This window comes from Maribacter algarum (ex Zhang et al. 2020) (assembly GCF_005885635.1).
GTDB lineage: Bacteria > Bacteroidota > Bacteroidia > Flavobacteriales > Flavobacteriaceae > Maribacter_C > Maribacter_C algarum.
Window position 1 is genome coordinate 810,334 of sequence record NZ_VATY01000001.1, and the last position, 23,793, is coordinate 834,126.

Sequence of the window (23,793 nt, forward strand, 5' to 3'; positions counted from 1 at the left end):
AAAATTCCCTTGATTTAAAGCAGTCTAAGCAATTCGGCTCCAGTTGTCCAGTTGCCTCAATTCACCCTAATAAGTTGTGCTCGGGTGTCATTTTTAGCTGCTAGTAGATGCTTTTTACCATTAACAGAAAGTGGCTCCAAATCACGGACATCACCAACGATTTTTAGACCAGATTCCATCATAGTGACGGCTGTAAATTCTCCAGAACCGTTTCCTTTCAAGAAAAGACCAAAACTAGAATCGTTTCTAGGAGTTTCTACTTCAGAATTATAAAGGTTACCTGCTAATATTACATCTAGATTTCCATCCGAGTTGAAATCGTCAACAACAAATTTGTTTATACTTGAAATTTGCGCCAATTGGGGCAAAGACTTCATTTTAAACTTACCGCCTTCGTTTTCGAGATAAACACTAGCAAATGATGTAATTTCATAGCTAAGAGACTCCTCTAACATCTTCGTAGTGTAAATTTGCTTTAGCGAGGAACTTGCAAAAGAATTATAATCTTTGAACTTTGCTTTTATCGCGGGCATTTGCTGAGACGAGCATTGTCGTCCCCTAACTGGAAATTCTGTATCCCCTTTCTTATAACTTAGAACAATATCAGATTTTGCATTGCTATCAAAGTCATTCATATAGATTTTAAAGGGTTCAGATTCGCTAGCCTGATATTTATAATTTTTGCCAAGATTGCCCACTATTAAATCTTGATCTCCGTCATTGTCAAAATCACCCTTTTGAATATCAAACCACCAGCCTGAAGATTTGCCTTGTAGAAGTTCATCAGATACATCTTCAAAAGAACCTTTTACATTTTTAAAAAATTTAATCGGCATCCATTCCCCTACGATAACCAGATCTTCCCATCCATCATTATCAAAATCAATCCAACTTGAAGAGGTCACAAGGCCCAATTCTTTTAGTTCAGGCAATGCTTTTTGAGTAGCTTCCACAAACTTTAATCCAGAAGAAGAGCTCACATTTTCAAGCAAATGAGAATCTGCGGGATAAGGGTATTTCTTTGGAATTATCCTTCCTCCCACAAATAAGTCTATATCTCCATCGTGATCATAATCGGATGCCGAAACATGCAATCCACTTGTTTTGATATCTGGAAGCGCCTCTTTATTACGCCTGAATTTATTATCTCCGAAATTTTCATAAAGCCGATCTTCATAACCAAGCGAACCTGGTTTGAATTCATTACCACCACTTGCGATGTAAAAGTCATTATCACCATCGTTATCAGCATCAAATATGATAATGCCTAAATCTTCATAATATTGGTCTTTAGAAAGGTCCTCGATAGGTAAAGGCTCAAAAGTGCCATTTTCGTTTTGTATAAAGACTTGTGCTGGTCGGCCAACAGCAGCACCGGCTATGTAGTCATCCAGACCGTCACCATTTAAATCTCCGGTAGCTAAAGTTGGTCCTAATGTAGAGTTCTTATGAGGCAATAATACCTCAACTTCGAAATCATTGAAATTGTTTTCCTCATGCTCAAAAAGATTAGGCACTTCGACAGTTTCGAAACGTTTCTGCTCTACCGTATGAGTTTTCTGATAACCTTTGGTATCCTTGTCATACGTCACAGCAAGTCTCTGATTGGATTTAATAGCATCTAACTTGGTTACAGTTCCATTTGGCCATGCTACTACTACACTATCGGCCTGTTGCGCTGCCCCAAGTCCAAAATGTAATAAAGGAGAGACAGAAGACAAATAGCCTCGTACTGTATTGTATTCTTGAATTTGTAGTCCTTCAGAGGTATAAACCGAAACCTTGCTCCCGTTTGGCAATACTTTGTCTGAACCTTTTAAATCTATGGTCAATTGATTACTTTTCTTGGAATTATTGCGATAGATACTTGCTGTATCTTCCAGATTATTAATCACTAAATCTAAATCTCCATCATTATCAAAATCGGAGTAGGCTACTCCATTAGAGAATGTCTTTTCATCAAAACCCCATTCTTCGGTTTTCTTCTCAAAAGTCAAATCTTTGTTATTCCTGAATATGTAATTGTTCAATTTCTCAGACGGGAGCTCTTCCAAGTATTTTAGGAGCCCAACTTCTTCTTCCTTGTTTTTATAGTTGGGGTCATTCTCCATTTTATTAAAAAAATCGCGATACTTCGCATAGAAGTCTTTATTGTTCACATCGCGTCGGATTCCATTGGTAACAAATAGATCCTTCCAACCGTCATTATCGAAATCAGCTAGTAAGCCTCCCCAGCTCCAATCAGTAGAGGAAACTCCAGCTAAACGAGATACATTACTAAATAAGGGAAGTTCACCAGGCTTATTACCATTATTCAGCTGCAACGAATTTTGCATGTATTGATGATGAAGTCCTACATCGACGGACTTATAAAATGCATCGGGATCCATTGAAGACATATTGGCCTTCGAGCGGAAATTATCCTCGGCGGACATATCCAATTGGAAAATATCCATATATCCATCGTTATTGAAATCGGCAATATCAGCACCCATTCCAAAGAAAGATGTTTGCTGTAGGCTTGTGTCTATTTGATTTGTAAAAGTTCCATCTTGATTGTTTATGAACAAGAAATCCGGGGCATTGAAATCATTGGATACGAAAATATCGGTATAACCATCATTATTGACATCAGCAGCCACTACACCAAGACTTAATCCGAAGGAGCTTAAACCCGATTCAATGGTAACATCAGTAAAATGCCCATCATCGTTCCGATACAGACGATCTGAATCAGGCAATTCATGATTATCAAGCATATAGTCATAGTATTCCACAGGAGCTACAAAACTAGTTGGAGGATAATTGATGACGTATAGGTCCAGGTCCCCATCTTTGTCATAGTCAAAAAACGTTGACTGCATACTTTGACCGTCACAGTCTATGCCATATTCAGAAGCCTTTTCAGTAAAAGTATTGTCCTTATTATTTATAAAAAGAACATTGTTATGAGGCGTATTTTTTCCACTTACAGAGCAGTAGATATCTAAGAAACCATCTTTATTTATATCAACGAAAGTCGTTCCTGAAAACCACCTTTCATCTCCAGCTATTCCCGCACTTTCGGAAATATCCTCAAATTTTAGGTCGCCTTTGTTCAAATACAATTTATTAGAAACCATATTTCCTGTAAAGAAAATGTCTTCTAAACCGTCGTTGTTAATATCTCCTACGGATACACCACCACCAAGATACATATACGGATAGGTGAAGTAATTGTATTTATGGGTTTCAGTAAGTTGGTTTTTAAAATCAACCCCTGTCTCTGAACTACTTAGTTTGGAAAACAGCTTCGAAGACTCTTGCTCACATGATGTAAACAGAATCAACAAAACAAGGAAATAGATCCATCTTTTCATAGCAAAAAAGGTATTGTCAAACATTCCTAAAATAAGAATAACCCCGCACAAATGCGCTAAGGGTTATTCAAATTAAATGTTAATCTTAGATAAAATATTAGTACCCAGGATTCTGAATAATAGAAGGATCTTTATCGATTTCTTCTTGTTTAATAGGCATGAAATAAACATGATCTTGCCAGATTCTATTCTCAAAAACTATATCCGTAGGTCGATATACGTAGTCGAACATAGCCGGGTCTTTACGATAATCACCTGGATCAATAGCTGGCGTACCCGCCTTTTGCGTAGCTTGAATCAAGATTTGCTGTACAGGTTTATTTAAAGACTCCGGACCTTCCATCCATCGCTTCATATCAAACAGTCTAGCATCCTCATTTACCAACTCTATATTACGCTCGTTTTTATATAAATCTACTAATGCCGACCCCGATTCAGTGACTGCTGGCATTCCGTTTCTAAATCGAAGTTTATTCAACCAGGCCACAGCCTCGCCTTCATCACTAGTATTTAAACTAGCTTCGACATAGTTCAAAAGCACTTCGGTGTAACGAATATATGGTGCATCTACCTTTTGCAAATCATTTGGCCAAGAAGCAGGAGTTCTAGGATCGGCAAACTTTCTAAAATAATACCCAGTTCTAGAACCATTCCAGTCCTCAATAGGCCCTTGACGTGTATCAACACCATTGATGATTGTACCATCAGAGAGTGTATAAAAGCCTGTCTGAAGCTCATTGAATTTATCAAACTTCACAACATCATCTGTTCGTTGTTTCCATGGTCCTCCATCATATAATATAGTTGCATAAAAACGTGGGTCTCTATTAGTATAAGGGTCAGCTGCGTGAGCTGGGTTATCCCAGTCAAAAGGAGTACCATCTGCCATACTATATTTTGAAACTAAAGCCTCGGTTGGTGTAGTTCCAGCCCATTCATGATACCCATTCGGGCCATGATATAAAGCCACCATTCCAGGTCCTTGTGACCATCCATCACCACCAGGATATGTTCTTGAACCAAAACCAAACTCTTCTACCGATCTTCCCCAAATGTAATCTTGGTTCTCATCTCCCTGAAGCCAAATATCTTCATAATTTTGAATGGCTTCATCCCTAGCAGCTGGTGCCGTATAATCCAACTTATAACCGGTAGTAGCATCTAATAAAGCTTTAGAAGCAGCTTTTGCAGCTTGCCATCTTTGTTCTTGGCTACCACCTGTCCATCCAATAAGTTCGGGATTACTGTAGCTTGCAATTGTAGCTACTGAAGAAGCCTTAGAGGGCTCATACAAGTCACTCGCTACATGGGTCAATACCCTAGATTTCAAAGCCATTGCAGTTAACAAATGTGCTCTTTGCTTACTAGCAGGTGCATCAGCCAGCAAAGTCTCAGCCTGCGCAATATCAGCTAAAATCAAATTAACCGTTTCCTCAAAAGTCCCACGAGGGTTGTTTGCTTCACTATCTAAGTCTAAAGGCTCTGTTAATAAAACGACGCCACCAAACTGACGCATCAATTGCGTATAATAATAAGCTCTCATAAAATATGCCTCTCCTAACATTTGATCCACAAATGCTTGGTCAAAACCAGCTTCGTTGGCGGTCAGTCTAGAAATCGCAATATTAGCGTTTCTGATAAAAGGATAAATTTGTGGCCAGCTAAACCACTGCATATCCATAAAGTTCCCTGCAGGATTCATTTTCCCCTCGGTATATCCATCAACACCACGACCAGGGTGTGTAAACACCGCCTGATCTGTAAAAGCGTCAGTAGTTTCTTCCCTCGTCAATGTTCCTGCCCAAGTGCCTTGATACAAATCTAAAACCGCCGCTTCGGCTAGTTTTACATCAGACCAAACACTTACGTCAGATGCTTGACTTAGAGGTTGTGTCTCTAAAAAGTCATCGTTGCACCCGACAAGCAATAGCCCGAAGACTATGAGGGATGCGAATTTTAATAAATTCTTCTTCATAATTTGAAATATTTAAAAGTTAATAGCAATTTTTATTTTTAAAATGTTACTTGTAAGCCAAAGTTAATGGTTTTTAGCATAGGATATATTCCACCATTGGCAGTGGAGCCACCACTTACACCTCTGTTATTATCGCCACCATTGGTCGCAAGTAAATCATTACTAACCTGTATAACCTCTGGATCAAATGGGAAATCTGTTATCGTAAGCAAGTTCGTTCCTGAAATTGAAAGTCGAAGGCTTTGCGCACCAAGGGCCTCGATAGCTCTTTGTTCAAAACTATAGCCAATTTCTAAATTCTTCAAACGGAAGAAATCCCTTGTAATTAAATAAGCATCGGTTTGACCAGAATACCATTGATCTCCTCGATCTGCCAATCTTGGGCCGTATGCATTTGGATTGTCAATAGACCAAGCTCGATCACGTACATCTCTTTGTACATTCGCTAAGGTTCCTGACATAAAACTCCATTCATAGTTACTATATCCTCCAGCAGCACCATTCCAGTACATACTAAAATCTATGTTTTTATAATTCAGCGATGTATTAAATCCGAATTGGGTATCAGCAAAGGCACTACCACCAGTTCTTTGTTTATCTTCTGGACCGATACGGCCATCACCACTAATATCAACAACTCGCGCATCACCAGGCTTTAGTAAAGGTGTTACCCCTGTGTAATCTAATGTCTCTGCATCAATTTCAGCTTGTGAACGGAATACACCATCATACTTGTATAATAAAGGTCTTCCTATTTCCCCTCCTGTTTCACGCTGCCAAGGACGGTCTTCCAACGCAGGTTCATCGAAGAAAACTAGTTTGTTATTAGAATCACTAAAGTTGAGTGTGAAGTTATACTTCAGACCATCTTCCTGACCTCCATTAAAACCTATACTAATTTCATAACCTGTATTTTGAAATTCCCCAATATTTACAGCTGGTGCGTTTATACCGCTGTATTCTGGTAAAGTTTTCAACGGAACTGTTAGAATATCCTCTCTTGAGTTCTTGTAGAGGTCAAAACCTAAAGTCAGTCTATTGTTAAGCGTTCTTAGATCAAATCCAATATTTTGAGAAGTTGCTGTTTCCCAGGTAATATTTGGGTTAGCTACATTGCTCTCAAAAGCGGTTGTTACAACAGGCCCTAGACCAGTAGCAGATAATTCATAAGCATTTAGAAATTGAAAGGCCGCTACATTATCATTACCCAATTGACCCCATGAACCTCTTAACTTAAAGTAATCGATAAATGGCAGGGCATCTTGAAAGAATGATTCTTCGGATACCACATATCCTGCCGAAACACCTGGAAAAAATCCGAAACGGTTTTCTTCTGGAAAAAGATAAGAACCATCATAACGGAATACAAATTCCAACAAATACTTTTCTTTAAACGCATAATTAACACGCCCAAAATAGTTTAAACGTGCCGTTTCAAAACCACGACCTTCGCTATTTTGTCCTTCAGCACCCCCCAAGTCCAATTGAGCTAGTTCACTAGAAAGGAAGAATCTTCTAAAGGCTCCAAAAAACTGCTGTTCCGACTCTTCACGAGTAATACCACCTAACAACTTAAAGTAATGATCGCCCAAATCCTTTTCGTAAGACCCAGTAAATGTAGCCGTAATATCTGTTTTTGTTGTATGCTGTTGTCTTAAACTTGGGTCGCCTGGGCCCCTTTGTGCTGCGGTTAAACCAGATGAGTTTCTGTTTTCACCATCCCAAGTAAACAAAGTCCATGGTCTGTTCCATTCCTTATACTCTCTATTCGCCTTATCATACGAAACATTACCTCTAAATTGTAGCCCCTCAACACCTGGAAATTTATATGTCAACCCAATATTACTTTGCACAAAATTATTGTTTGTGTCTATGTAACCAGGGGAGTCAGTCACCCTAACGGCAGGGTTATTACCATTTTCAATATCTGGCCCTAACTCGCCTGAAGGCCAAAATGCTGGAAACCAAGGATATTGACGAACAAGGTCATCAAAAATATTATTCGCAGCACGCGTGCTCCTGCGATTATCTTCTTGTCTTGAGTACAACCCAACATCAAGGCTTAAAGACTCACTGATTTTAGCATCAAGATTTACTCTAAGGTCATATTGTTGATATCCTTTGGGAGCATTTTTAAAGTTGACGTCTTGTCTTAAATAACCGAGAGAAGCTAAATATCTTACATCTTCCGTACCACCAGAAACCTGCAGATTTTGACGGGAAATCAACGCACTTTTTGTAGTTACTTCCTCCATCCAATCTGTATCAGGAAAAAGCCATGGGTCATCACCGGCTGCTGTGTTATTTATACGTTCAGTTGTAAAGGTTGGGTTAACCACCTCGCCATTATCTAATCTCGTGTAAGGCGCACCTCTTCCCGAGTGAGCAGTTGCCCATTCGCCTACTGGTAACTTGTATACATTTAGAACATTTACCAAATCCATATACTCTGCACCGGTTAACATATCTGGGGTAGTAGTAAAACTTTGAGACCCGACAGTACTATTAAATTTAACCGTTGGCGTACCCACCTTACCTCTTTTCGTTGTAACCAGTATTACACCATTCGCTGCTCGCGCTCCATATATCGCAGCAGATGCATCCTTAAGTACTGAGATAGTCTCAATATCCGCAGGGTTTATTCTAGCAATACCCCCTTCACGAGCGGGTATACCATCAATTACAACCAAAGCTCCGGAGTTATTAAATGTATTCGTACCACGAACACGAATAGCTGGTGTATCTGCACCTGGAGTTGCTTGACCAGTATCAATGAATAGTCCTGATACCTTCCCAGAAAGCGCAGCTCCCAAGTTTGGCGAAGATGATTTTTCCAAGTCATCACCACCAACACTAGAAACCGAACCAGTTAAGGTGGCTTTTCGTTGCGTACCATAACCTACCACTACTACCTCGTCAAGGTTTTGTACATCTTCTTGCATTACAACATCAAGAGAAGTATTTGAACCAACTGTCAAACTCTGTGTCAGATAACCAATAAAAGAAAATACAAGAACTGCATTTTCGTCGGTTACAATAATAGAATAGTTTCCATCAAAGTCGGTTTGTACACCCTGAGTAGTGCCATCTACAACAATACTAACACCAGGGAGAGGACCTGCCGCATCAGTGACTACACCAGAAACTGTTATTTCTTGGTCTTGGGCTTGTAGGGATGTAAATAAAAATCCATTAAAAAGCATAAAAATCGCCAGAATGACGCAGTTGCGCATACTTGGGCTTTTACTAAACTGTTCTCGGTTCTTCATAAAAGTAGTTTATTTGTTAGTTGTTTTTTGATGCGACTATAAACCAGTTTTATAGATTATAATCTTTAATTGATATTTAGGGTTGCTGTGAAAATTAAATATTTTGGTTCGAGACCTTGGTTTAATTTTGATTTTAAAAAAAAAGAGTACATTTTTAAAACAATAATTCTTAGCTCAAAGTTCCTTGCGGCTTCTCAAGTAAACATAGTGAATTAATAGGAATACCGTCAAAAAATCACTTCATTTTTTACTTATTCGCAATTATTTTAACAAAAAGCCAAATAAATGTTAACGAGTATCTCGAATATCAATTAATACACTAAAGCAAAAGCCCGATGTTAACGTTAACAATGAGACTGTTCTTCACCTCAATTTCGATTATCATAAAAAGTAAAAGCCAAGAAATAAAATTTATAACTCGGCTTTTTCAATACTCAAAATTGCCAAACTAACTCAACAATAAATTAAATGCTATGATACTCTATGCTACTCTTCAAAAATAACAAAAAAAATCAAATCTCATAATTATTCTCTAAAATAATTAATTATTCTCAAATATTTTAAATATTAGTCGCCAAAAGTGTATTGTTGAAACTGCTTGGAGTAAATGATTGGGCATGCAAGAAAGCCTTTATCATAACATATAAAACAAAAGAATAAAATGTATACTGATTTGAAAGATTTAAAGGGAATTTCGCTTCATCAAATTCAGCGGCACGATTTCTTTGGTCATATCCTGATTCTTAATATGATCAGCAGATTTTTTTGCCATTTCCTTAAAATCTGAAGATATCGTAGTTATTCCTCCGAAAACGATTTCCTTTACTACATGGTCGTTATGCGAAAGAATGCCCACATCTTTACCTACTACGTATTCATTATTTCGACAGTCTCGCAACACTTCCCAAAGATAGGTGTCACTAATAAAGAAATATAATCTTCCTTTTTTAACGTTTCCTGGCTTGTACTCTTTTTCAACTTTCCATTCAATTTCATAATCAGTTACAAAGCGTTGAAAAGCTGTTAAAATCCCTGGTGGGTAATCTTTGTTATCCGAAAAGAACAATACAAACTTTTTGTACTTACGAATTCTCGGTAATAGCTCTAAAAGCTTGTTATAAGTGGCTTCTTCAAATTCTTGGGAAATATAAGAGTACTCTTGAGGCATCTCTAAATAGCGATCTATAATCAGCAATTTCTGTGAATCTATAGATGTTAATAACGGACGAATAGAAACATCAGGTATTGGAGCAACTACGTACATTCCGTACTTACCTCTTATATTATTAAAAACCGTCTCAAAAATACCTAGATTATTATGGTGGAAGAAAACGTCGATTTGAAATCGCTTACCCAACTCTTTACGAAAAGTATTATAGAATTCCTCTTGAAAACGTTGAAAAGAGAATAACAACAAAGCCACCTTTAAAGTCACCTTGGTTTCCTCACTTATAATAAAATAGCCCTTGAGTTTTTTTGATTCTATCAAGCCTCTTCCTTTCAATTCTTCGTAGGCTTTAACAATGGTTTTTCTGGCAAAACCAAGCTCTCCTACCATCTGATTTATAGACGGCAATTGATCGCCTACTACCAAAATCCCTGAATCAATTGCTTCAATGATGCCATGTACCAACTGCTCATGCTTGGAAAGGGTATTAATACTACTTAGGTTTTTTATCTTATCTATTAAAGACATACTCGAAGTATTACGAAAACTAATTAGATTGTAACTCGTTTTGTTGGTAGCGTGAAAATACGAAATAAATGCAAAAACACTTTCCGTTTAAAATGCATCAACCCCAAGAGTGCAAAATTTTATTACTTTTAAGAAACCATCGATAAATCAACGCTTTATGAAGAAGTACTTTATATTTTTTTTACTGTTATCAATTAGCATTCTTTCTGGACAAACCAAGTCCGTTAAAACCTCATCCCCCCTTTCAGAAGGTTCCGCTTTGCAAGAAGGAATGTCGCCAGAGCGACTGAATCGAATTGATGCCATGCTTAATAATGCGATTAAGTCAAATCAAATTCCCGGTGCGGTTGCCCTAATCGCGCGAAATGGCAAAGTAATTTTTCACAATGCCTACGGAATAATGGACGAAGATGGAAATCAAATGGACAATAACGCCATATTCAGAATAGCCTCTCAAACAAAAGCTATCACTTCAACCGCTGTTATGATGCTTTGGGAGGAAGGTAAATTTCGTTTGGATGACCCTATCTCAAAATACATTCCTGAATTTGAAGATGCTCAAGTTCTTGATACTTACGAAGAATCTGATGGCACTTACACTACGAAACCAGCTAAAAACCAAATTACAATTCGGCACTTGCTCACACATACTTCAGGACTGGGGTATGGCGTAATTGACGGAGATAAGCGTTTTAAAAAAATCTATAAAAAAGCTGGAATTACCGATTTGTTTACCACCGAGAATATAAGCATAGAAGAAAGCGTAAAAAAATTAGCCAAGCTTCCCTTGCATCATAATCCAGGTGAGAAATTTACCTATAGTGAAGGACTTGACGTGCTCGGATATTTTATTGAGGTTGTTTCAGGCTTGCCCTTTGACGAGTTTCTAAGAACACGGATTTTCGACCCATTGCAAATGGACGATACTTGGTTTTATCTTCCAAAGGAAAAACACAAAAGGTTAGTACAGGTTCAAGAAAGGAAAGAAGATAAATGGACAAAATACCCAGTAACCTTCTATGACACGGATTACCCGGTAAAAGGAGCCAAAAGATTTTTCTCGGGTGGTGCCGGTCTTTCAAGTTCCGCGAAAGACTATGCGACTTTTCTTCAGATGTATTTGAATATGGGTGAATTAAACGGAGTACGTATTATAAGCAGAACTACTGTGCAAAGTATTATGGGAAATCAAACAGATAATAAGTTCGGGGAAGGCAAAAAACACTATGGGCTTGCTTTTGGGGTAGTAACACCTGAAGGTCAGGATGCCGGTGGAGAGGGAAGTACAGGTACTTTTGACTGGGGAGGCTATTTCAATACGCAATATTTTGCAGATTCTAAGGAACAAATCATCGGCGTTTTAATGAAACAAACCCAAGGAAATACAGGTGATGAAACCGGATGGAAATTTCGTCAAATGGTTTTTTCAGCTATTGATAATTAATTTTTGAAATATATCGTTAACCCTTATTTTTCTACGACATTAAACATAAATTATAACCTTAATATCTATAAAAATGAAAAAGTATTTTACAGTAGTGCTGGCAGTAGTTTGCACTTCAGTTTATGCCCAAAAAATGAAAGTGGAGCAAGGGGCTTTTGATTTCATCGCAGGGCAAAAAGAAGTTAATGTCGAATTTGACTACAGTAATATGAAGTTGATGAAAGAGAATTTCACCAATGATGAGTATGTTACCAAGCGATCGGGGGACCTTGAAGAAAAAACCCGTGGAAAAGGAAAAACATGGGAAAAAGCTTGGAACTCAAGCCGGGAGTTAATTTGGAACCCAAAATTCCTTGAGCTGATGAACAAGTACTTGGGGGAAAAAGAAGACATTTATTTTGCTGAAGATCTTTCTGATGCAAAGTATACCTTAATAGTTGAAACAATATGGCTATATCCAGGGTGGGATGCTGGTATTATGAAGCAGCATGCGAAGGTTAGCACGAATTTAAAGTTTGTGGAAACTGCTAACAAAGACAATGTGTTATTGGAGGTGAGCAGCAAAAATGCACCAGGTGACCAGTGGGGAAACAATTATAGCAATGAAAGTCGAGTTGGTGAAGGATATGCAAAAACGGCTAAATCACTGGCAAAGTTGATTCTAAAAAAAGCTTTTTAATAATACCCTTGGTTTTGTAAAATGCAGGTAATATATTTAATACCTGCATTTTACTTTGACCATGGAATTTTCTAATCGAAAACTAATTTCTGTTATTCTCTTCATGACTATTGTCATGACTGCTCATGCGCAAATTTTTAAAACGGATTTGGGTAGTTTAGAATCTATATATGGCGTTGAGCGTTATAATATAATTTTCGAGTATGCAGAGAATCTTGAGATTCCGAAATATTCTTCTGAGGAGGCATTTTTGGAAATGCATGCCAGAAAAAAAGACAAGAAAGAATCAGGGACAGGTGAAACATTTAAGAATCACTGGTTTTCCAACAGAGAAAAATTATTTGAACCTAAATTCATTCAGGAATTCAATTTTTTCAACCTAAAGGAAAAGCAAGTCACAGTTGCCAGAAATGTCTCAGATGCAGAATACACTATGGTGGTAAGAACCTCATTAATAGACATAGGAAACAGTAATTTTTTCTTTAAAAAAGATGCACGTTTAGAGGTCACAATTCAAATTTACAAGTCAGACGCTCCGAATGAAATTTTATATGCTACAGAAATGGTCGATGTTCATAGTCGTGGAGCCAGCAAAGATGACTACGACCGCATAATGTCAGCTTATGCGGAACTTGGACGCGGACTCTCAAAACATTTATCTAGAAAAACATAAGGCTAGCTCGTTGCCTCTTGCTCCATATTTGCAATATGAGCAACTGCTTTGACCAACCGATGATGGTTTTTCACAAATGGGTTCGTTTCATCCCAAACATAGCCGGCTAAAACAGCACAAATTTGTCTTTTAATTTCAGGGTTTTCCTTTTCATGAAAGAAAATGGTTTGTAGATTTCCAGTATACCATTCTTTCACGTAAGTTGAAAAAACATCAACCCCTCCTTTTATATAATCGGAATACTCAATCTCCCAATTCACAGATTCATTTTTCAACTCTCGAGCAATCAATTTCGCTGCGGTAATTGCCGATTCAGTGGCAAAGGTAACTCCAGAGGAAAAAACAGGGTCTAAAAACTCTGCACTATTTCCCGTCAAAACATACCCTTCTCCGTACATCTGCTTTACAGATTTAGCAATGTTCTTTATCATCTTAGGTTCAAACTCGTATTCGAGTCCTTCGAAACGGTCAAAATAATAATCAGAAAGTTTCATCATTTCTTGAAGCTTCTGCGTATTATCACCTTCAAAAGATTCTAAATATTCAGTGGGGCCAACATAACCAATACTGGTGTAACCATTAGAAAAAGGAATTACCCACAACCAAGTTTCCAGACTCACAATATCAAAAGTAATGATGGTTCCCTCTCGTCCTTCCGGCCGATTCGTTTCCTTAACATGAGTAAAGATTGAAGAATGTTTTGGAATTTCTGAAGGTGCATCTAAATCCAATAACCTAGGAAGTACCCTTCCAAAACCACTAGAATCAATAATATATTTTGCAGTTACGGTGGACAAGTTTCCATCTATATCTTTGATTGTTGTGGTGGAAATACTTCCCTCGAAATCAACCGCAACCACTTCTTTTTCAAAATCGATATCAACCCCTTTTGCCTCCAGACTATCTGTTAGGGTTTTATCGAAATCGGCACGAGGCACTTGCCATGTCCAATCCCAACCTTCCGTATGTTTTTTGCTAAAATCAAAATTACAGATTTGTCCGTCTCGCATAAATCGGGCTCCCCCTTTGATTTCGAACTGCTTGGCGTTTAGAGCTTCTAATAAACCGACTTCCTCAAAATGATGCATGCAACGCGGCAACAAGCTTTCTCCAATAACAAAACGTGGAAATTTATTCTTTTCTACCACTTTTATCTTGAAACCTTCCTTATGGAGATACCCCGCGGCAACACTTCCTGACGGACCCGCTCCAATAATTAAAACATCGACATTTTCATTTTTCATAGGGGTGAATGTTTTCTTTTTCGCAATTCTGGCACTAATAAATGAAGGCCATTTGAGTTAAAATAGGCTCTCATTTACAACAAATTATAAAAAACCGAACTTTCTAATCCAGGAAAGTTAAGATAAAGACCTCTTCTTCATGAATTATTCTAAATTTGCATACCAAATTAACTATTTTTATTCAGTTTTAGTGAGAATTCCCCAACATAACCAACGATAAATGCCAGAGATTAAAGGAAAGTTAGGAATAGACGAATTTTACAAAGTTATTTTCAAAGATGAATTACTTTCAGTGGACCAAGCAGTTTTAGATACGGTTCAAGAAAGTTTTGATTTTCTTCAAGAGTTTTCTAAAAACAAAGTTATATACGGAGTAAATACGGGTTTCGGCCCTATGGCTCAGTATAAAATAAAGGATTCAGAGCGAATTCAGTTACAGTATAACCTTATTCGCAGTCACGCTTCAGGTACAGGAAATCCAATTGCACCCAAATATGTAAAAGCAGCCATGTTGGCCCGGCTAAACACCCTTAGCTTAGGTCATTCAGGTGTTAATACATCAGTTATCGAAGTGATGACTTCTTTGATTAACAAAGACATAATTCCACTTATTTATGAACACGGCGGTGTGGGAGCAAGTGGTGATTTAGTACAATTAGCACACCTTGCTTTGGTTTTAATTGGTGAAGGAGAGGTTTTCTACAAGGACGAACGAACCAGTACAAAAGAAGTTTTCGAGAAGGAAGGAATAACTCCAATTGCCGTAGAAATTCGGGAAGGTCTTGCTTTGATAAACGGGACTTCTGTTATGACCGGTATCGGAGTAGTAAACACAATTTACACACGGAGATTACTAGAATGGATGATAGCCTGTTCATCTGCCATTAACGAAATCATGGAAGCTTATGACGACCATTTGTCATTTGAACTGAACCTCACGAAAAAACATCAGGGACAACGAGAAATTGCACGTTCAATGCGAAGTCACCTTCGTGATAGTACTTTGACGAGAAAGCGTGAGCATCACCTATACACCAACAATGATGGAGTCAAAGTCTTTGAGGAAAAAGTACAAGAATACTATTCCATTCGCTGTGTTCCGCAAATTTTAGGACCGGTTTTAGATACTTTGAATGATGTGGAGCGCGTAATGATAGAAGAGGTGAATTCGGCCAATGACAATCCGATAATAGACCTAAAAAAGAAACATGTATATCACGGTGGTAATTTTCATGGTGATTACGTTTCTCTAGAAATGGATAAATTAAAAATAGTTGTTACAAAATTGAGCATGCTAGCTGAAAGACAACTCAACTATTTAATGAACTCCAAATTAAATGATATTCTTCCTCCTTTTGTAAATTTAGGAGAGTTAGGTTTGAATTTCGGTATGCAGGGAGTTCAGTTTACTGCAACTTCCACAACCGCCGAAAATCAGATGTTATCAAACCCAATGTATGTGCACAGCATTCCCAATAACAATGACAACCAAGACATTGTAAGTATGGGTACAAATGCTGCACTAATTACAAAAAGGGTGATTGAAAATGCTTTTGAAGTAATGGCAATCGAAATGATTACCGTGGTTCAGGCCATTGAGTACCTTAAGGTTCAAGATAAGGTTTCTTCAAAAACCAAAATGATGTATGATGCTGTGCGTAAAATAGTTCCCCCGTTTAAAGAGGATTTGGTAATGTATCCTTTTGTAAATGAAGTAAAGAACTATATTATTAATCATGAAAATAAATAACAGTATGAAATCAAAAATCACTTTTTTATTCACTTTAGTTTTAGGCTCCTTTTTATGCTTCGGACAAGAATTAGCTCTTGTTAAGGAGGGAAAAAAGGCAGGATATATCAACAAATCAGGGGAATTTGCTATTCCGATTCAATTTGATGACGCAAAAAGTTTCTCCGATGGAATGGCCGCGGCTGAAAAAGATGACATGTGGGGATTTATTAACACTTCTGGAGAATGGGCAATTCAACCTGAATACGATAAAGTAAAATACTTTAATTCTGGTGTTGCGCTAGTTCTTAAAGATGACAACTGGTATTACATCGATAAAACAGGAAGTAAAATAGATGCCCCCGTAGCTGACAAATATTTTGACTTTAATGATGGCGTAGCATTCTACCGGGCAAACGACCAAATCGGTTTGATTGGACCTGATGGAAAAGTAGTTTTGGAACCCAGTTTTGACGCCATTAAAAAATTTAGAAATGGGCACGCAAAGGTGAAGAAGAATGACCTTTGGGGAATGATTGATAAGACAGGAGAGCTTGTTATTCCTGCCGAATATACCGCTTTAGGAAATACTTGGACCCCAGCGGGTGTAGATGCGCGAAAAGGAGAGGCTTTTGGCATCGTCTCAAATGGAACTTTTAATGTCATTGAAGGTGCGGACAAGGTTTGGGGATTTAAAGGGGATTCAAAGCTAGCTTATGCCAGAAAGGGCAAAAAAATAGGTTTTGTGAATAGCCAAGGAGAATGGGTAATAGAACCCAGCTACGAAAAAGCAAGAGCATTTGTAGACGGATTGGCACCTGTAGCCAACGGAAAAATGTGGGGCTACATCGATGAAAGTGGTAAAATGGTAATTGAGGCCTCTTACAGAGATGCGGAAGTTTTTTCAGATGGAATGGCTCCAGTTAAAGACAAAAGATGGGGTTTTATTGACAAGACAGGTAGTTTAGTTATTCCAATGGAGTATGATATTACCGCTGGATTTGCCTTCATTTCAGGACGAGATTCAAAAGGATTCATTAATGGTTTAGCACGGGTTAAATCAAAAAAAGGATGGGGTTTTCTTGATAAGACGGGAAAACTATTGGCTGACAAATGGTTCGAAAATGCTGAGCCTTTTGAGTCGGTAAAATAAAAATAAAAGAAGTTAATGGCGGAAAAGAAAGAAAAGAAAAAGTGTGCGTTGATAACCGGGGGTTCACGCGGTATCGGAAGAGCTGTATGCATACGATTAGCGAAAGATTCTGATTACCATATACTCATAAATTATAATAGTAATAAAGAAGCTGCTCTTGAAACCTTGAAGGAGGTTCAACAGGCTGGTGCATCTGGAGAAATCATGCAATTTAATGTAATTGATGCTGAAGTGGTACAATCCGCATTAACGACTTGGGAAGAGGCAAACCCCGATGCCATTATTGAAGCCTTGGTAAACAACGCAGGTATTACAAAAGATGGCCTTTTCATGTGGATGCCAAAAGAAGATTGGTCTTCGGTTATCAATACAAGTCTCAACGGGTTTTTCAATGTTACCAATCACCTGATTCAAAAACTATTGGTGAATAAATATGGAAGAATTGTAAATATGGTTTCCGTTTCCGGATTAAAAGGAACCCCTGGTCAAACCAATTATTCCGCCGCAAAAGGTGCAGTTATAGCAGCTACTAAAGCGCTAGCACAAGAAGTCGCCAAAAGAAACGTTACTGTAAATGCCGTTGCGCCAGGTTTTATTAAAACCGATATGACCAGCGAACTCAATGAGAAGGAACTCAAAGCAATGATTCCTGCAAATCGATTTGGGGAAGCCGAAGAAGTAGCACACGTGGTTTCTTTTTTAATTTCAAAAAAGGCATCTTACATAACTGGCGAAACTATTAACATCAACGGCGGTATTTATTCTTAATTCTAACGATACAAAGGGGCAATAATGAAAAGAGTCGTTATAACGGGCATGGGTATTTATTCTTGTATAGGTAAAAACCTAGACGAGGTAAAAGATTCATTATATCAAGGTAAATCTGGAATCATATTCGACCAAAATCGTGTTGACTTTGGGTACCGTTCTGCGTTTACAGGTATGGTCGAAGAGCCAGACCTTAAGCCCTATCTTTCAAGAAGACAGCGTCTAAGCCTGGGTGAAGAAGCGGCTTATGCTTACACCGCAACTCGAGAAGCGCTTGAAAATGCCAAAATCGATCAAGCCTTTTTAGATGAAAATGAAGTAGGTATTATTTATGGCAATGATAGTACAGCGAAATCAACCGTAGATTCAGTTGACAAAATCAAAGAAAAAGGTGATACGACACTAGTCGGGTCAGGAGCTGTTTTTAAAGCAATGAACTCGACTGTTACTATGAACCTGTCGACCATCTTTAAACTTAAGGGAGTAAATTTTACCATAAGTGCTGCATGTGCTAGCGGTTCCCACTCTATTGGAACGGCTTACCATCTCATAAAAAGTGGGTTGCAAGATTGTATTATTGCTGGGGGCGCTCAAGAAATAAATACGATTGCAATGGCATCGTTTGACGGTTTAGGGGTTTTTGCTACCGGTGGCAATGAAGCTTCCAAAGTATCAAGACCCTTTGATAGCAAAAGAAATGGTTTAGTGCCAAGCGGAGGAGCAGCTACCGTAATATTAGAAAGCTACGAATCAGCAGTAAAACGAGGCGCACCTATTCTAGGTGAAATTATTGGATATGGATTTTCATCAAACGGCGACCATATTTCCACGCCTAACGTTGACGGCCCGTCTCGGGCGATGCGAAAAGCTTTGGAACAAGCTGAGATAAAAGCCTCAGCAATCGACTATGTAAATGCACATGCTACTTCTACCCCAGTTGGTGATGGCAACGAGGCAAAGGCTATTTTTGATGTTTTTGGCGAATCAAATCCGCCTGTGAGCTCGACCAAATCGATGACAGGTCATGAGTGTTGGATGGCGGGGGCCAGTGAGGTCGTTTACTCCATGTTAATGATGCAAAATTCCTTCGTTGCTCCAAATATAAACCTTGAAAATCCTGATGAAGATTCTCAAAAATTAAACCTTGTTAAGAAAACCTTAAATAAAAAAATTGATGTATTTTTGTCCAATTCTTTTGGATTTGGTGGCACCAATTCTGCCCTAATTATTAAAAGTGTTCTTTAGCTATGAACAAAGAAGTTATTATAGAAAAAATTGATGCTTTCCTTATCGATGAATTCGAAGTTGAGGAAGATGACATCTCCCCCGATGCAAATCTTAAGGACACACTTGGTCTGGATAGTTTAGATTTTGTTGATTTAGTTGTAGCTGTCGAAAGTAATTTTGGTGTGAAGTTAGTTGGTGAGGATTTTGTAAACGTTCTTACACTTCAAAATTTTTACGATTTGATCGAAAGAAAATTAGGCTAACCTATTTTCAAGAAAACCCGAGAAATGGCAACGGAATGGGAAGGCAAATCGCGAGGTACGCTCTTAGGGTACAAAATATATATTTTCTTCCTTTGTAATTTTGGTATTGGTTCAGCTTACTTTATACTTCACCTGGTAATTTTCTATTATGTATTATTCTCTCCGAGAAGCAATAAAGACACGTATAACTACTTCAGAAAAAGACATAAATATTCCATAGGAAAAAGTTTAGCAAGCATCTATAAAAGTTACTACACCTTTGGCAAGACATTGACTGACAAGGTTGCTATTTCTACCGGATTACGCCATAAGTTCACCTACACCCATGATGGCATTGAACACATAGACAATTTACTTAAGAAAAATCAAGGAGGTATTTTAATAAGTGGCCATGTCGGTAACTTTGAGATATCCCATTATTTTTTAGAAGACAGATACTCCATTTCTAAAATAAGCATGGTTACTACCATGGCGGAGCATGAGAATATTCAAGAATATATGGAACAAATTTCAGTGAAATCACATCTGAAATTTATAGTGGTAAAAGACGATATGTCACATATTTTTGAGATACACAAAGCTATTGATGAAGGTGGCTTAGTTGTTTTTACTGGAGACCGGTATATGCCAGGAGGCAAAGTTTTGAATGAATCTTTTCTAGGCAAAGAAGCTAGCTTTCCAATGGGCCCCTATTTGTTGGCATCTCGCCTGAATATGCCCGTATTATTTGTGTATTTTATGAAGGGAGAGAAACGTCATTACGACCTCTATGCTAGAACAGCGGAGTTTAAGGCTCGTGATGCCCAAGGGCTTTTGAAGGAATATACTCAAAGTATGGAGTGGATTTTGAAGAAATATCCTTTACAATGGTTTAATTATTACGATTTTTGGAAAGATAGAAAGAACTCATGAAGGAAATCTTAGTCGTATACTACACACAATCGGGGCAGTTATTTGATATACTTGAAAATATTACTTCTACAATTAAAGATAATGATGTCAATATTTCCTATTATAGGATAACTCTTGAAGAACCATTTCCTTTTCCTTGGACTAAGGATAGATTTTATGATGCTTTTCCAGAATCTTTTCTCCAAATTCCTTCCAAAATACACCCTCCAGAAGAAGAAACTCTCAATAAAAAATACGACTTGATACTACTTGGTTATCAAGTTTGGTTTCTAACACCCTCACCTCCAATTAATGCTTTCCTAAAATCGGAAATCGGAAAGAAATTAATGAAGAATACACCTGTTGTAACTGTTGTTGCCTGCAGAAATATGTGGATTCAAGCGCAAGAAAAGGTGAAACGTCTTTTGGCAGAAAACCAAGCCGACCATACGGGTCATATTGCCTTAGTTGATCGTCATGTAAATCATGTCAGCGTAATCACTATTGAACATTGGATGTTCTCTGGAAAAAAAGAACGTATGTGGGGTATTTTTCCAAAGCCCGGGGTTTCAGATAAAGAAATCAACGGCTCCTCCAAATTTGGAAAACCAATAAAGGAAGCACTACTATCAAACAATTTCAAAACACTTCAAGATGATTTATTAGCCTTGGACGCGGTCAAAGTAAATCCATATTTGGTAATGACCGACGCAAGAGGCAATGTACTTTTTGGGAAATGGGCCAATTTTTTAATAAAGAAAGGCGGACCTAAAAATCCAAAACGGTTAAAATGGATTGGATTCTTCAAATTTTATTTGAAATTTGCAATCTGGGTCATAGCACCAATAGTTTTTATTGTATTTTTGCTGACTTATTTGCCCACGTACCAAAAAAGAAATAGAGAGCGGAAATATTTTTCCTCTGTTTATTTAAAGTAGAGTTGATGAAAGACGTTTACATTACCAAAATAGCCAAGTTCTTACCCAACAATCCCATTGACAATGATAAGATGGAGGAAAAATTGGGTGTTATTGCTGGTAAAGCGTCGAAAGCAAGGAGAATTGTACTTCGCAATAACAGAATCAAACAGCGTTATTACGCAATTGATGACAAAGGTAATGTTACACATAACAATGCCCAGTTAACTGCTGCTGCAGTAGAAGAATTATGTGACGACGATTTTTCAAAAGAGGATATCGAATTACTATCATGTGGCACTTCTAGTCCTGATCAGATTCTTCCTTCACATACGGCCATGGTACATGGATTTCTAAAGAATGGGAATCTAGAAATCAATTCCCCTTCAGGAGCATGTTGTTCAGGAATGAATGCCTTGAAATATGGATATATGTCCGTCAAAACCGGACAGGTCAACAACGCTGTTTGTGCTGGTTCGGAACGAACTTCGTCATGGATGCGGTCTGATGTATTTGAAAATGAAGTTGCCCATTTAAAGACCCTGGAAGAAAATCCTATTCTTGGCTTTAATAAGGAATTTTTACGATGGATGCTTTCGGATGGCGCCGGAGCCATGTTGCTCGAAAATGAGCCTAAGGGTGAAAATGCGCTCAAAATAGAGTGGATGGAAGGCTATTCATATGCTTTTGAGATGGAAACTTGCATGTATGCCGGAGGTGAGAAATTAGAAGATGGCAATTTGAAAGCATGGAGTGAATATCCTGCGGAAGTATGGGGTGAAAAAGCGCTTTTTGCCATGAAACAAGACACCCGACTTCTTGGAGATAATATCTTGGTAAAAGGTGTTGACAGTCTCAAACATGCTTGTGCAAAAAATAATATCAACCCTAACGATGTTGACTATTATCTTCCGCATATTTCTTCATATTATTTCAGGGAAAGGCTTTACGAAGAATTGAAACTGCAAGGAATCGAAATGCCATGGGAAAAGTGGTTCTTGAATCTAGAAAATGTTGGTAATGTCGGTGCAGCTTCTATCTATCTAATGCTAGAAGAATTAAAAGGTTCTGGGAAACTTAAAAAAGGAGACAAAATTTTACTGCACGTTCCGGAAAGCGCTCGATTTGCATATACCTATGCCTATTTAACAGTCTGCTAAAATGAATCTGCTAGAAAACGAAATTACTGATTACGATTTTCTACTCACTTTGATTCCACAGAAGAAACCATTTGTTATGGTTGACAAATTACGTTTTTACTCTGATAAAAAAATAATATCAAGCCTTACCATTTCCGAAGAAAACATTTTGACCAATAATGGTGATTTTTCCGAACCGGGACTCATCGAAAATATGGCGCAGACCATCGCACTTCATACCGGCTACAAATATTTTTTAGCACAAAAACCGGCTCCAACTGGATATATCGGTGCAATCAAAAAGGCTGAAATTTTTGAATTACCACGTATTTCAAAAGAATTGACCACTTCAGTTGAAATAATTCATGATATTATGGGAGTCACTTTGGTTCACGCTAAAGTTGTATGTGATGGGCTACTAATTGCTCAAAGTGAAATGAAAACAGCTCTAGCTCCTGAAAATGCGTAAACCTCGGCATAATGTCAAGATAGAAAACTTTCTACCCCATCGAACTCCGATGTTGATGGAATGTAAAGTGCCTTATCTTGACGGTGAATCCGTAGAAACACAATTTAAAATTAAAGAAGCATCTATTTTCACAGATAAAAATGGGTATTTTTCCGAAGCCGGACTAATAGAAAATGCGGCCCAGGCTTGTTCTGCAATAACTGGACAAGATTTTTTCGACGACGACGATCATGAGGGTAAAGGAAATAAAGTGGTAGGCTATATAAGCGCTATTAAAAAAGCCGAAATATCCCTATTGCCGAAAATCGGAGACACCCTTGTCACGAAAGCTTCCCTTGTTTCTAGATATGATACCGGCGAAATGAGCATTTGCACTATCGAAGCCTCTTCTTTTAGAAATGACGATTTAGTCGTAAATTGTACAATGAACTTCTTAATTCATGAAGTTTAAATACATCCCAAGGATGTATTTCGCAACATCAAAAACCGAGACAGTTGAAAAAGGAGGACGTACCACAAGATGAAAGCAAACTCGAAACTGCGAACATACGCGAAATGTATTATGCCATAGATGAAAACGGTGAGTACACGACGGAAGTTAGTACAGGTTGGGACCCCAAGACCATAGCTTTAAATAACGCTTTGGAGCAGATTAAAGAAAGGGCTGAAGATGCCAAAATAAAAGTTCTTAACAACGAAACTAGTCCCATCGAATATTACATGGAATTGAATAAAATGGATGTTCCTATATTAGCCAGTTATGCCGGATTTTGGCAGTGGCAGGTTAAAAGGCACTTTAAACCTTCCGTCTTTAAGAGATTGAATTCAAAAAAACTACAAAAATATGCTGATGTTTTTGAGATTAGCGTAGAACAACTAAAAAACATCAAGGCCTAAC

General features: G+C 37.9%; 19 protein-coding genes. 14 read left to right on the forward strand and 5 right to left on the reverse strand.

Translation table 11 applies throughout. The annotated features are described in order from the left end of the window. Positions 1–56: 56 nt before the first annotated feature. From FEE95_RS03460 to FEE95_RS03475, 4 genes are all read right to left on the reverse strand, one after another. The gene (locus FEE95_RS03460; protein WP_138656433.1) at positions 57–3,359 is read right to left on the reverse strand and encodes a VCBS repeat-containing protein; all 3,303 of its coding nucleotides are present in this window, start codon (positions 3,357–3,359) and stop codon (positions 57–59) included. Between the two features lie 97 nt (positions 3,360–3,456). Further along, positions 3,457–5,334, reverse strand: coding sequence for a RagB/SusD family nutrient uptake outer membrane protein (locus FEE95_RS03465; RefSeq protein ID WP_138656434.1), 1,878 nt, complete (start codon positions 5,332–5,334; stop codon positions 3,457–3,459). Positions 5,335–5,372: 38 nt separating this feature from the next. Further along, positions 5,373–8,603: a SusC/RagA family TonB-linked outer membrane protein gene (locus FEE95_RS03470; protein WP_212748415.1), complete on the reverse strand. Its 3,231-nt coding sequence runs from the start codon at positions 8,601–8,603 to the stop codon at positions 5,373–5,375. Between the two features lie 682 nt (positions 8,604–9,285). Beyond that, on the reverse strand, positions 9,286–10,299 hold the full coding sequence (locus tag FEE95_RS03475) for a GntR family transcriptional regulator (RefSeq protein ID WP_138656435.1): 1,014 nt from the start codon (positions 10,297–10,299) through the stop codon (positions 9,286–9,288). A 157-nt stretch (positions 10,300–10,456) separates the two neighbouring features. Between FEE95_RS03475 and FEE95_RS03480 the strand changes: the two genes are divergently transcribed. The 3 genes from FEE95_RS03480 (at position 10,457) to FEE95_RS03490 (ending at position 13,095) form a co-directional block, all read left to right on the forward strand. Further along, positions 10,457–11,743, forward strand: coding sequence for a serine hydrolase domain-containing protein (locus FEE95_RS03480; RefSeq protein WP_138656436.1), 1,287 nt, complete (start codon positions 10,457–10,459; stop codon positions 11,741–11,743). A gap of 73 nt (positions 11,744–11,816) precedes the next feature. Next, a complete protein-coding gene (locus FEE95_RS03485; RefSeq protein WP_138656437.1) occupies positions 11,817–12,422 on the forward strand; it encodes a hypothetical protein in 606 nt (201 codons plus the stop codon). Positions 12,423–12,483: 61 nt separating this feature from the next. Continuing rightward, positions 12,484–13,095, forward strand: coding sequence for a hypothetical protein (locus FEE95_RS03490; RefSeq protein ID WP_138656438.1), 612 nt, complete (start codon positions 12,484–12,486; stop codon positions 13,093–13,095). 2 nt (positions 13,096–13,097) lie between these two features. On the opposite strand, the gene FEE95_RS03495 is transcribed toward FEE95_RS03490, so the two are convergent. Beyond that, entirely contained in the window at positions 13,098–14,339 is a 1,242-nt protein-coding gene (locus FEE95_RS03495) for an NAD(P)/FAD-dependent oxidoreductase (protein WP_138656439.1), read from the reverse strand. 220 nt (positions 14,340–14,559) lie between these two features. Between FEE95_RS03495 and flxA the strand changes: the two genes are divergently transcribed. The 11 genes from flxA to DarG are packed head-to-tail and all read left to right on the forward strand — an operon-like array spanning position 14,560 to position 23,792. Then, positions 14,560–16,089, forward strand: coding sequence for a flexirubin biosynthesis tyrosine ammonia-lyase FlxA (gene flxA / locus FEE95_RS03500; RefSeq protein ID WP_138656440.1), 1,530 nt, complete (start codon positions 14,560–14,562; stop codon positions 16,087–16,089). 4 nt (positions 16,090–16,093) lie between these two features. Further along, positions 16,094–17,221: a WG repeat-containing protein gene (locus FEE95_RS03505; protein WP_138656441.1), complete on the forward strand. Its 1,128-nt coding sequence runs from the start codon at positions 16,094–16,096 to the stop codon at positions 17,219–17,221. A 15-nt stretch (positions 17,222–17,236) separates the two neighbouring features. After that, the gene (gene flxB, locus FEE95_RS03510; protein ID WP_138656442.1) at positions 17,237–17,989 is read left to right on the forward strand and encodes a flexirubin biosynthesis SDR family reductase FlxB; all 753 of its coding nucleotides are present in this window, start codon (positions 17,237–17,239) and stop codon (positions 17,987–17,989) included. Between the two features lie 24 nt (positions 17,990–18,013). Next, entirely contained in the window at positions 18,014–19,234 is a 1,221-nt protein-coding gene (locus FEE95_RS03515; RefSeq protein WP_171036969.1) for a beta-ketoacyl-[acyl-carrier-protein] synthase family protein, read from the forward strand. Between the two features lie 2 nt (positions 19,235–19,236). Next, on the forward strand, positions 19,237–19,479 hold the full coding sequence (locus FEE95_RS03520) for a phosphopantetheine-binding protein (protein ID WP_138656444.1): 243 nt from the start codon (positions 19,237–19,239) through the stop codon (positions 19,477–19,479). Positions 19,480–19,503: 24 nt separating this feature from the next. Beyond that, on the forward strand, positions 19,504–20,391 hold the full coding sequence (locus FEE95_RS03525; RefSeq protein ID WP_138656445.1) for an LpxL/LpxP family acyltransferase: 888 nt from the start codon (positions 19,504–19,506) through the stop codon (positions 20,389–20,391). Further along, positions 20,388–21,308 carry a CobD/CbiB family protein gene (locus FEE95_RS03530; protein WP_138656446.1) on the forward strand — a complete coding sequence of 307 codons (921 nt, stop codon included), beginning with the start codon at positions 20,388–20,390 and terminating at the stop codon, positions 21,306–21,308. The genes FEE95_RS03525 and FEE95_RS03530 overlap by 4 nt, the downstream gene beginning before the upstream one ends. Before the next feature lie 5 nt (positions 21,309–21,313). Continuing rightward, on the forward strand, positions 21,314–22,447 hold the full coding sequence (gene darB / locus FEE95_RS03535; RefSeq protein ID WP_138656447.1) for a dialkylresorcinol biosynthesis protein DarB: 1,134 nt from the start codon (positions 21,314–21,316) through the stop codon (positions 22,445–22,447). 1 nt (position 22,448) lies between these two features. Next, positions 22,449–22,895 carry a hotdog family protein gene (locus tag FEE95_RS03540; RefSeq protein ID WP_138656448.1) on the forward strand — a complete coding sequence of 149 codons (447 nt, stop codon included), beginning with the start codon at positions 22,449–22,451 and terminating at the stop codon, positions 22,893–22,895. Continuing rightward, a complete protein-coding gene (locus FEE95_RS03545) occupies positions 22,888–23,346 on the forward strand; it encodes a hotdog family protein (protein ID WP_138656449.1) in 459 nt (152 codons plus the stop codon). Before FEE95_RS03540 ends, FEE95_RS03545 begins: the two co-directional genes overlap by 8 nt. 44 nt (positions 23,347–23,390) lie before the next feature. Then, complete coding sequence (gene DarG, locus FEE95_RS03550; protein WP_138656450.1) at positions 23,391–23,792, forward strand: flexirubin biosynthesis protein DarG; 402 nt, start codon at positions 23,391–23,393, stop codon at positions 23,790–23,792. The last annotated feature ends 1 nt before the right edge of the window (position 23,793 follow it).

Bases quoted from the DNA above. Each gene is read 5' to 3' on its own strand.
- FEE95_RS03460 (WP_138656433.1), bottom strand. From the start codon at position 3,359: ATGAAAAGATGGATCTATTTCCTTGTTTTGTTGATTCTGTTTACATCA.
- FEE95_RS03465 (WP_138656434.1), bottom strand. From the start codon at position 5,334: ATGAAGAAGAATTTATTAAAATTCGCATCCCTCATAGTCTTCGGGCTA.
- FEE95_RS03470 (WP_212748415.1), bottom strand. From the start codon at position 8,603: ATGAAGAACCGAGAACAGTTTAGTAAAAGCCCAAGTATGCGCAACTGC.
- FEE95_RS03475 (WP_138656435.1), bottom strand. From the start codon at position 10,299: ATGTCTTTAATAGATAAGATAAAAAACCTAAGTAGTATTAATACCCTT.
- FEE95_RS03480 (WP_138656436.1), top strand. From the start codon at position 10,457: ATGAAGAAGTACTTTATATTTTTTTTACTGTTATCAATTAGCATTCTT.
- FEE95_RS03485 (WP_138656437.1), top strand. From the start codon at position 11,817: ATGAAAAAGTATTTTACAGTAGTGCTGGCAGTAGTTTGCACTTCAGTT.
- FEE95_RS03490 (WP_138656438.1), top strand. From the start codon at position 12,484: ATGGAATTTTCTAATCGAAAACTAATTTCTGTTATTCTCTTCATGACT.
- FEE95_RS03495 (WP_138656439.1), bottom strand. From the start codon at position 14,339: ATGAAAAATGAAAATGTCGATGTTTTAATTATTGGAGCGGGTCCGTCA.
- flxA (WP_138656440.1), top strand. From the start codon at position 14,560: ATGCCAGAGATTAAAGGAAAGTTAGGAATAGACGAATTTTACAAAGTT.
- FEE95_RS03505 (WP_138656441.1), top strand. From the start codon at position 16,094: ATGAAATCAAAAATCACTTTTTTATTCACTTTAGTTTTAGGCTCCTTT.
- flxB (WP_138656442.1), top strand. From the start codon at position 17,237: ATGGCGGAAAAGAAAGAAAAGAAAAAGTGTGCGTTGATAACCGGGGGT.
- FEE95_RS03515 (WP_171036969.1), top strand. From the start codon at position 18,014: ATGAAAAGAGTCGTTATAACGGGCATGGGTATTTATTCTTGTATAGGT.
- FEE95_RS03520 (WP_138656444.1), top strand. From the start codon at position 19,237: ATGAACAAAGAAGTTATTATAGAAAAAATTGATGCTTTCCTTATCGAT.
- FEE95_RS03525 (WP_138656445.1), top strand. From the start codon at position 19,504: ATGGCAACGGAATGGGAAGGCAAATCGCGAGGTACGCTCTTAGGGTAC.
- FEE95_RS03530 (WP_138656446.1), top strand. From the start codon at position 20,388: ATGAAGGAAATCTTAGTCGTATACTACACACAATCGGGGCAGTTATTT.
- darB (WP_138656447.1), top strand. From the start codon at position 21,314: ATGAAAGACGTTTACATTACCAAAATAGCCAAGTTCTTACCCAACAAT.
- FEE95_RS03540 (WP_138656448.1), top strand. From the start codon at position 22,449: ATGAATCTGCTAGAAAACGAAATTACTGATTACGATTTTCTACTCACT.
- FEE95_RS03545 (WP_138656449.1), top strand. From the start codon at position 22,888: ATGCGTAAACCTCGGCATAATGTCAAGATAGAAAACTTTCTACCCCAT.